This is a genomic window from Sandaracinobacteroides sp. (genome assembly GCF_057137845.1).
Map to the genome: position 1 here is coordinate 1 of NZ_DBNHFX010000041.1, position 9005 is coordinate 9005.

Consider the following 9005-nt stretch of genomic DNA (forward strand, 5'->3'; position numbering starts at 1 on the left):
AAGAAAAGCTGGCCGAACACAAGGCTGGCCGCCGTCGCATAGACATAAAAGTCGTAAAACTCGATGCCGGTGCCGACGAAACTTGCCCACAGCGCGCGGCGCTGGCGAATCCGATCCGTGTTCAAATAGCCCTCCGCTTGTGCGGCGTGCGTTGCCAGCCCGCGGGCGTCTGCGTCAATTCCCCGTCGATTGTGGCGGTTTCAGCGGATCGGAACGGCGACCGTCTTGGCGGATGGGCCGGGAAACCCATCGAACATCGCTTTGGCAAGCACGGGCGCAAGGACGGTTCCCTGCTGTCCGCCCGGCCCGGTATCGAGCGACGCGCGGCCTTCCCAGACGGCCTGATTGCCGGGCAGTGCGACGATTGCGACGGTCATTGTCGTGGTTGTGGCAGTGGAGGCCGCAGGTTTGCCGCCAACCGGCACATTCACGCTGGTGCCGATGCCGACGTTGCCGCTGGAAAACCCGCCACCAATGCCGATCGACAGGCCGGATTGCCGGGGGGCGGCCGCGCGTTCGGCTGTCTGCACACCGACGACCGCTGCGAACTTCGCATTGTCAGGCGTATCGACAACGGCGAACCCCTGCGCCTTCAGATGCGGAGCAACTGCGTTCGCCTGCGCGTTGAATTCCAGCGAGCCGGCCATCTGTGCATTGGCCGGGCGGATATAGATGGCGCCGCGTTCGATCGGCTGGCTCTGGTGGAACCGCAACACGTTGGCGGAAGGCGTGGATGCGCAGCCCGCAAGCGCAAGGGCAGCGGCACACAACAGGGCTGGCAGCGTCTTCATCGGCGGGCGTTTCCTTGTTTCCGGGCAGTGGGATGATAGGTTGCGCAACGTTGCTTGAACAGGGTCATGACATGTCGTCGCTGCCGATCGGCATCCCCGGCGGCACGATGATCCGGCTTTCGGGCCGCGCCAGAAGCTCGGACATTGCCTTGCGGTCTGCGATCAGCCGCGCCATGCTGGCGGCCCATGCCTTCTGGGCCGGGCTGTCGGCGGTAGCGCTGGCCAACCGGCGCCCATGCTCGGCCAGCCGCTGGTCGAGGATCAGCGCAACCGATGGGGAAAGATCAGTGCTACGGGCTACGCGCGCCAGCGACATTATGACCCGCGTTGCGATTCTTCTGCGCGTTTCCGCCAGCGCTGGTGTGGCAGCGGGTGCGAAGGCCAGCGCCAGCAAACGATCCGCCAGGTCGGCAGGGCCGGCGATCGTTCGATCCCGGCGGTTCTGGTCGGCGATCCGCGCCAGTCTGGCCGGATGCAGCAGGGCGTCCAGCGTTACGGTTGCGGCGGCGTCGGTTGCGGCAAGCGGATCGAAGATGGTGCCGCCTGCTGTGCGGAAGATTTCGATGTCGAACTGGCGGTCATTGTCGCCGGACCATCCAGCCGACAGCAACGGGATCAGGGGGGCCGGCACATCCAGCCGCGCCGGGTCGAGTGTTTTTATCAGCGCGTCGAGTGCTGCGGCCTGCGCGCCCGGCGCAACCGGCGGCGCGGCTTCCATGCCGTCTCCGGCGACGGCATAGCGGCTTTCCACACCGCCGATCAGCTTGGCGGCGGCTTCGACCTGATAGCGGTGCAGCAGCCATATCGGCACGAACCGGCGCCGCAATTCGCTGACGGGCGCGCCTGCCGGCAGTGCGGCAAGGCCGAAACCGCGGATGGCGGCATCGCGCACGGCCATCTGGCGGCCCAGTTCGGCGGTCGCGTCGGCGCCGTCGTCCCACAGGCTGCCCCATGGCTGGCCGTTGCCGACGTCGCGCGCCTGTTCATCGCCGACATAGCGGAGACCGTCGCGCTGGGCGGCGTCGGCGCGGGCCATGGCGGCGGCATCCGTGTCGCCCGTGGCGGGTTCGCCATAGAGCCAGTCGATTGCGAAATGGTCCCAGCGGCCTGCGCCCTTGCCATAAGCGTCGGAAAGATCGGGCGCGCCGTTCACGAGGCCGATGCGTGGCGCCGGGTAATCCATCACCGACGCACGGCCTTGTGTGCTGGCGGCGAAGTTGTGCGCAAGGCCAAGCGCATGGCCGATTTCATGTGCGGCAAGCTGGCGGATGCGTTGCAACGCCACCTCGGCCGGGTCGTTTGCGCCGCCCGTGCCGGTTTTCGCTGCGCCGACCAGGCTTTCATAGATCAGCATGTCCTGCCTGACCCTGAGCGACCCCAGAAGCACGGTTCCTTTCAGGATCTCGCCGGTTCGCGGGTCGCTGACGGCATAGCCGTACGACCATCCACGCGTTGCGCGGTTGACCCAGTTCACAACATTGTAGCGGATATCCAGCGGGTCGATGCCCGGTGGCAGGATTTCCGCCCGATAGGCATCGATATAGCCTGCGGCCTCGAACGCCTGTTGCCACCAGCGCGCGCCATCCAGCAGCGCTGAACGGATGGGTTCCGGTGCGGCGCTGTCGATATAAAAGACGATCGGTTTGCGCACGCGCGAACGCGGCGCCGAAGGATCGGTTTTTTCCAGCCGGAAACGGTTTGCAAGCATCTGCACCACCGGCGCGCCCAGCGGTGCGGCGAAATCCACGATCTGCGTGCCGAAGCTGCCGCCGCGCGGATCGAAGCGGCGTGGTTGATAGCCGGTGTCTGGCAGGCGGATGAAACTGTGCCGCACCCGCAGGCTGATCTGCCGTGCATCCGGCGCGATGTTGCGGATTTCAGCGCCCGGCGTTTCTGAAACGAAGGTCTGCAGCGCCTCGAATTCCAGATTGTCGGGGAATGTGCGTGTCGCCGCCGGGTCTGCCGCGCTCAGTTCGGGGGAAGCTTTCCAGCCCTTTTCGCCGCCTTCGCGCAAGCCTGCGGCGATGTCCTGCATGTCGCGGGTCAGGAATGGCGCAATGTCGGCCATGAAGCTGCCATCCGGCATGGGGATCGCATCTGTGACCCAGATGGTCGAGGTGGCAAAGGCGTCGCGCGCTGCGGCCTGCTCGGCGGCGGGGGCGCCGGTTGCCCTGAACCGGTGGTTTTCCAGTTCGAAGACGACCTTTTTGCCCAGGCGTCGAACCGCCAGAATCTGCGCCGGGCCAGGGCGTGAACGATCCAGCCCCGTCGGCGCCGAACCAACGCCCGTTCGCAGTTGCGCCATGTAAAGAAAGCGGGTCGAGACGCCGTCTTGTCCGGGCTTTGGGAAGGCAACCAGTATCCGGCCGCCGGCCTCGTCGAGATGGACCGGGAACAGGCCCTGACGTTCGACCGTGCCTGCAAGCGGGTTCGCCGGAGGCGGCGCTGCGACTGCGGGCAGAGACAGAGACAGAAGCAGGGTGGCGAATGCCGCGTGAGCGGCGCGAGTTTTTGGCTGCATACGCCTGTGCTAGCCGCAAAAAAGCCCCGCCGGAAGGCCGGCGGGGCGTGGTATCGTCAGAGACGGACCTGCTGCGTGACGCCCGGACGACCTGGGAAGTCGTGGAACAGAGCGCCAGCAAGCGCCGGGACGGCCCAGGTGAGCGCCGCTTCCTGCGAGCCTACGTTCGACGTCTTGGAGGCGCGGCCTTCCCAGACCTTCGCACCATCGGACTGGCGTTGAATCTGGACGGCGACCGTCGTCGTCCGCTCGGTGCTGCTGCTGGGGCCGCGACCGACCGGCGTTGCGATGATCGTCGGCCCGACGGGGACGCCGACGCTTGTGCCAGGGCGCGTAACGGTTGCCCCATCTGTCTGTGCGATGTCGAGGATGGCGACATATTGCGCCTGCGCGCGGGTCGGCACCGTCTGGAAGCCGAGGCGGCGCATCTCTACGGCAACCGATTCCATGTGCGTGCGAAATTCAAGGCTGGTGCCGACGGTCGGATCGGCCGCCTCGATGAAGAGGGTTCCGCGGTTGATCGGCTGGTTGGAATGGAAGCGCGCGACGTCGGCATACAGCCCGCCACGGTTGCAGGCGGAAAGCGCCAGCAGCAGTGCGAGCGAGGTTGCGGCGAGGATAGGGCGTTTCATGTCGTTGCTCCTTGAAGCTGCTAATGCAATGTGCAGAGTTGTTTGCCGCCAGACGCTAGCCGCTTGTTCGCCGGTCGAACAGTGGACAACGGAATCGGTTCGTCGATTTTTCGTATACGGATGGCGTTTTTTCGCTTGGTTTGTGTGTGATCCGGGTGCAATTCATGCTCCATGCATGAAGCTGCCGACCGGATGATGCTGGACGAGGAGGCCCGCCGGACCATTCTCGATGCGACCATAGCCCTCCTCGACGAGATGGAGCCTGAGGCAATCACCATCGCGATGGTGGTGAAGGCGAGCAGGCTGCCGGTGTCGGTGGTGCGCGGCTACTACGGCAGTGGAATCGATATTCTGCGTGATCTCGCGCAGGAACTGATGGACCGGGTCGATGATCCTCTGGTTGCCGTTGTCGAAAGCGGGCAGCGGGTCGAGGAAATCGTTGCGCAGGCAATCGAACTGATGGTCGTCACCAACTCCCACGCCGAGCAGCGGCTGCTGCGGATCATGCGCTTCTCGCGCGAATTGATGCCGATCGAGCAGAAGTCGATCGGCCGGGTCATCGCCTCGATTGCCGGCGCGCTGCACCAGCGCAACCCAAGGCTTTCCCCTGCCACCTGCGAGGCAGGCGCGCAGGTTCTGATCCGGTATGTGCTGTCCACGATCTCGTCGATCCTTGCCGAAGAGGACGCCGATCTGCGCGTCTCCCTCGTTAAGGAAACGCAGCGCGCAGCGGTCCTCTATGCCAAGGATCTGATCAAGCGATAGCGGCCTAGGTGCGGCTGCCTTCGCGCCTTGCCATGAAGGCTAGGCGTTCGAACAGCATCACGTCCTGCTCGTTCTTGAGCAATGCGCCGTGCAGCGGCGGGATCAGCTTTTTCGGATCGCGCGACTGCAGAATATCAAGCGGCAGATCTTCGTGCAGCAGCAGCTTCAGCCAGTCCAGCAATTCCGAGGTAGAGGGCTTTTTCTTCAGGCCCGGCACTTCGCGGATATCATAGAAGATGGTCAGCGCCTCGCGGACGAGGGCCTTCTGGATGCCGGGGAAGTGCACGTCGATGATGGCCTTCATCGTGTCGGCGTCGGGGAAGCGGATATAGTGAAAGAAGCAGCGGCGCAGGAATGCGTCGGGCAGTTCCTTTTCGTTGTTCGACGTGATCACCACGATCGGCCGCTGTTTCGCGGTCACGGTTTCGCCGGTTTCGTAAACGTTGAACTCCATCCGGTCGAGTTCCTGCAACAGGTCGTTCGGAAACTCGATGTCGGCCTTGTCGATCTCGTCGATCAGCAGCACCGGCAATTCCGGCGCGGTAAACGCCTCCCACAGCTTTCCGCGCCGGATGTAGTTGGCGATGTCGGCGACTCGCGGGTCGCCAAGCTGGCTGTCGCGCAGGCGGGCGACTGCGTCATATTCATAGAGGCCCTGCTGCGCCTTGGTTGTGGATTTGATGTGCCATTCCAGCAGCGGCGCCGACAGCGCCTTGGAAATCTCGTGGGCGAGCACGGTCTTGCCGGTGCCGGGTTCCCCCTTCACCAGCAACGGACGGCGCAACGTGGCAGCGGCATTGACGGCGACTTTCAGGTCGTCGGTTGCGACATATTGGTCGGTGCCTTCGAAACGGGTAGTTGCGCTCATCGGGATTCCTTTCCTGCGCCTTGTGCGGTGCAATGACGCAATTTGCCAATATAGCTTTTGGGAGGTGCATCGGTTCGGCGCAAAATGCTTGCGCTTGTCGGCGCGTGGCAGCATCAACCGCCAACGACAATGTGCGCAGCGCCGTCCAACGTGCGCGCCACGGCGATTAAGGGGTGAGGGCTTGGACCGCGAAAAAGATGCAAGCGCCGCAGGCGCCGTGCAGGACGGCAGCTTCGATACCGGAGTGACCGGCCACGGCAACGATCAGGGAACATGGTTCGGCCATCCCCGGCAGTTGGCCCGGCTGTTCACCACCGAAATGTGGGAGCGTTTCGGCTATTACGGCATGCGGGCGCTGCTCGTGCTGTTTCTGGCCGAGCATTTCCTGTTTTCGGACGCAACCGCCAGCGGGCTGTATGGCGGCTTCACCAGCCTTGTGTACCTGACACCATTGTTCGGCGGCCTGATCGCCGACCGCTACATGGGCTCGAAACGCAGCGTGAAGCTGGGCGCGATCATGATGTGCCTTGGCTATCTTGGCCTGTGCATCCACGGCGAGGCGGCGAAGCCGGTGTTCCGGCATGGCGGCCAGACCTATGAACTCGTGGTCGAAAAGCAGGGCGAAACAAAGCGCCAGTTCGTGGTGGCGCCTTCGGGCAAGAGGCTGGAAATCAAGGGTAACGACGATGGTTCGCTGACGCTCCTCGGCTCGGACGGCAGCGAACTGCCGCAGCAGATGGCGGCAGGCACCTTCAAGGCCGATGGCATCCGCAACCCGCTGTGGGTGACGATCATGCTGGCCTCGCTGTCGATGATCGTCGTCGGCAACGGCTTCTTCAAGCCCAACATCTCGACGATCGTCGGCTCGCTCTATGAAAAGGGCGATTCGCGGCGTGATGGCGGGTTCACCATCTTCTACATGGGGATCAACCTCGGCTCGCTGATCTCGACATTCTTCTGTCCGCTGCTGGCGGTCTGGTTCGGCTATTCCGCAGGCTTCGGGCTTGCGGCGGTTGGCATGATGATCGCCTTCCTGCTGTTCCAGTTCGATGGCGGGCGGCTGAAGGGCTATGGCGAACCACCGGCGGGCGCACCATCGAGCGCGGCGCTCTTGGTTACGATCGGTGCGTTGGCAGCGGTGCCGGTTGCGTGGTTCCTGCTGAACAACACCATGCTGAACGCGGCGGCTGCCGCCGAAGCCGCGCGCAACGGCAGCGGCATCATGGGCTATCTCGCCAGCCTGCCGCTGCTGGGCAAAGTGATGTTCTCGACGTTCGTCGTCGCCGTGATCGGCATTCCTGCCTGGGCCTATGTGAACGGCAACAAGCAGGAATTCCAGATGATGGTGGTGGCGACGGTGCTCGTCGTGTTCACCGTCGTCTTCTGGACCCTGTTCGAACAGGCCGGGTCGTCGCTGACGCTGTTCGCCGAACGCAACACCGACCGGCAGATCGGCGGCTATCTTATGCCTGCCGGGCAGACGCAGATCTTCAACGCGCTGTTCATCGTGCTGCTGGCGCCCTTGATGTCGATCCTGTGGGTGAAGCTGGCCAAACACGGCCTTGAACCAACGACCCCGATCAAGTTCTCGATCGGCCTGATGCTGGTTGGCCTCGGGTTTCTGGTGCTGGTGTTCGGAACGCGCTTTGCCGGGCCGGATTACAAGGTTGCGCTGTTCTGGCTGGCGCTGCTGTATTTCATCCACTCGGTCGGCGAACTCTGCCTGTCGCCGGTTGGCCTGTCGATGATCACCAAACTGTCGATGGCGCGGGTTGTCGGCCTGATGATGGGCGTGTTCTTCCTTGCTTCGGCGATGGCGCAATATGTCGGCGGCATCGTCGCGCAGTTCGCCTCGGTCGAAACCGTCGGCGGCAATGTCACCAACCTGGGTGTGTCGCTTTCCACCTATGCGGGCGTGTTCCAGACGATCGGCTTCGTCGCCATTGGCTTCGGGCTGTTGCTGCTGGTTCTTTCGCCCTGGCTCACACGCTGGATGCACGGAGTTCATTGATGAAACGTTCCGCCTTGCTGGCCTCGCTCGCGCTGCTGGGGGCCTGCGCAACAACCGGCAAACCCGCCGAAACCGCCGGTTCCGCACCGGCGCCCGTGTTGCAGGGCGGAAGCCCCGCCGCCGAGGCCGAGTGGAAATCCACCTATCATGCGTGGCCCGGCGTGCCGACGGTGGTGCGCAACGTCACCATCTTCGACGGCAAGGGCGGGCGGATCGACCGGGGCGCCGTCAGGTTCGAAAAAGGCCGCGTCACCTCGATCGGGCAGACGGTCGATGAAGCAGGCGCAACCGTGATCGACGGCAACGGCAAGTGGGTGACGCCCGGCATCATCGACATCCACTCGCACCTCGGCGCCTATCCGTCGCCGGGGGTTTCCGCCCATTCCGACGGCAACGAGGCAACCGCCCCGGCGCGGCCCGAAGTGTGGTCGATCCATTCGGTCTGGCCGCAGGATCCGGGCTTCGGCCGCGCACTTGCGGGCGGCGTGACGGTGCTGACCATCCTCCCCGGCTCGGCTAACCTGTTCGGCGGCCGTGGGGCCACGCTGAAGAATGTCTATGGCCGCACCGCCGAAGACATGCTGATGCCGGGCGCGCCATGGGTTCTGAAGATGGCATGCGGTGAAAACCCGAAGCGGGTCTATGGCAGCAAGGGCCAGATCCCCAGCACGCGCATGGGCAACATCGCTGTCACGCGGCAGACATGGGCCAACGCCCGCGATTATCAGGCCCGGATGAAAACGGCCAAGGGGCCGCAAAAGCGCGACTTGCAGATGGAAACGCTGGCTGGCGTTCTGGAAGGGAAAATCCTGATCCAGAACCACTGCTATCGCGCCGACGAGATGGCGAACATGATCCGCATCTCGAAGGAGTTCGGCTACAAGATTGCCGCCTTCCACCACGCGGTCGAAGGCTACAAGATCACCGACATGCTGCGCGGGGAAGGCATCTGTGCCGCCATGTGGGCCGACTGGTGGGGCTTCAAGATGGAAAGCTATGACGGCATCCGCGAGAACCTGCCGTTCCTGCACGCCAGCGGCGGCTGCGCCATCACCCATTCCGATGATGCCGACGGCATCCAGCGGCTGAATCAGGCAACGGCCAAGGCGCTGGCGCATGGCCGCCGCATGGGATTGCAGATCCGCGACGAGGAAGCCTGGACGTGGATCGGGATCAACCCGGCCAAGGCGTTGGGCATCGCCGACAAGGTTGGCAGCCTGGAACCGGGGAAGCAGGCCGATGTGGTGCTGTGGAACGGCAATCCGCTTTCGGTCTATTCGCGCCCCGAGAAGGTGTGGATCGACGGCGCGCTGCTCTATGATACCGACGACCCGGCCCGACGGCCCGTATCCGACTTTGAACTGGGCCAGCCCGGCGAGGGAGACCGCAAATGAGGAAGCTGCTTCTCGCCCTGCTG

7 protein-coding genes are annotated in these 9005 nt (G+C 64.1%); 3 read left to right on the top strand and 4 right to left on the bottom strand.

All coding sequences use genetic code 11. The features are described from left to right. Nucleotides 1-200: 200 nt before the first annotated feature. The 3 genes from AC16JP_RS01920 to AC16JP_RS01930 all read right to left on the bottom strand — a co-directional run bounded on the left by AC16JP_RS01920 (nt 201) and on the right by AC16JP_RS01930 (nt 3944). Nucleotides 201-791 carry a DUF4136 domain-containing protein gene (locus AC16JP_RS01920; protein WP_484338911.1) on the bottom strand — a complete coding sequence of 197 codons (591 nt, stop codon included), beginning with the start codon at nt 789-791 and terminating at the stop codon, nt 201-203. 64 nt (nt 792-855) lie between these two features. Continuing rightward, a complete protein-coding gene (locus tag AC16JP_RS01925; RefSeq protein ID WP_484338912.1) occupies nt 856-3312 on the bottom strand; it encodes a zinc-dependent metalloprotease in 2457 nt (818 codons plus the stop codon). Between the two features lie 56 nt (nt 3313-3368). Then, entirely contained in the window at nt 3369-3944 is a 576-nt protein-coding gene (locus tag AC16JP_RS01930; RefSeq protein ID WP_484338913.1) for a DUF4136 domain-containing protein, read from the bottom strand. A gap of 171 nt (nt 3945-4115) precedes the next feature. Between AC16JP_RS01930 and AC16JP_RS01935 the strand changes: the two genes are divergently transcribed. After that, on the top strand, nt 4116-4709 hold the full coding sequence (locus tag AC16JP_RS01935) for a TetR/AcrR family transcriptional regulator (RefSeq protein ID WP_484338914.1): 594 nt from the start codon (nt 4116-4118) through the stop codon (nt 4707-4709). Between the two features lie 4 nt (nt 4710-4713). Here the strand turns inward: AC16JP_RS01935 and AC16JP_RS01940 are convergent, their stop codons facing one another. Beyond that, the gene (locus tag AC16JP_RS01940; RefSeq protein ID WP_484338915.1) at nt 4714-5577 is read right to left on the bottom strand and encodes an AAA family ATPase; all 864 of its coding nucleotides are present in this window, start codon (nt 5575-5577) and stop codon (nt 4714-4716) included. 217 nt (nt 5578-5794) lie between these two features. On the opposite strand from AC16JP_RS01940, the gene AC16JP_RS01945 reads away from it, so the two are divergent. After that, nucleotides 5795-7588 (top strand): peptide MFS transporter, encoded by a 1794-nt coding sequence (locus AC16JP_RS01945; protein ID WP_484338917.1) that lies wholly within the window; start codon nt 5795-5797, stop codon nt 7586-7588. After that, a complete protein-coding gene (locus tag AC16JP_RS01950) occupies nt 7588-8982 on the top strand; it encodes an amidohydrolase (protein ID WP_484338916.1) in 1395 nt (464 codons plus the stop codon). The genes AC16JP_RS01945 and AC16JP_RS01950 overlap by 1 nt, the downstream gene beginning before the upstream one ends. Nucleotides 8983-9005: the final 23 nt, after the last annotated feature.

What these genes read in the sequence shown, in the direction of transcription:
- AC16JP_RS01920 (WP_484338911.1), bottom strand. Translation starts at nt 791, where the DNA reads ATGAAGACGCTGCCAGCCCTGTTGTGTGCCGCTGCCCTTGCGCTTGCG.
- AC16JP_RS01925 (WP_484338912.1), bottom strand. Translation starts at nt 3,312, where the DNA reads ATGCAGCCAAAAACTCGCGCCGCTCACGCGGCATTCGCCACCCTGCTT.
- AC16JP_RS01930 (WP_484338913.1), bottom strand. Translation starts at nt 3,944, where the DNA reads ATGAAACGCCCTATCCTCGCCGCAACCTCGCTCGCACTGCTGCTGGCG.
- AC16JP_RS01935 (WP_484338914.1), top strand. Translation starts at nt 4,116, where the DNA reads ATGCATGAAGCTGCCGACCGGATGATGCTGGACGAGGAGGCCCGCCGG.
- AC16JP_RS01940 (WP_484338915.1), bottom strand. Translation starts at nt 5,577, where the DNA reads ATGAGCGCAACTACCCGTTTCGAAGGCACCGACCAATATGTCGCAACC.
- AC16JP_RS01950 (WP_484338916.1), top strand. Translation starts at nt 7,588, where the DNA reads ATGAAACGTTCCGCCTTGCTGGCCTCGCTCGCGCTGCTGGGGGCCTGC.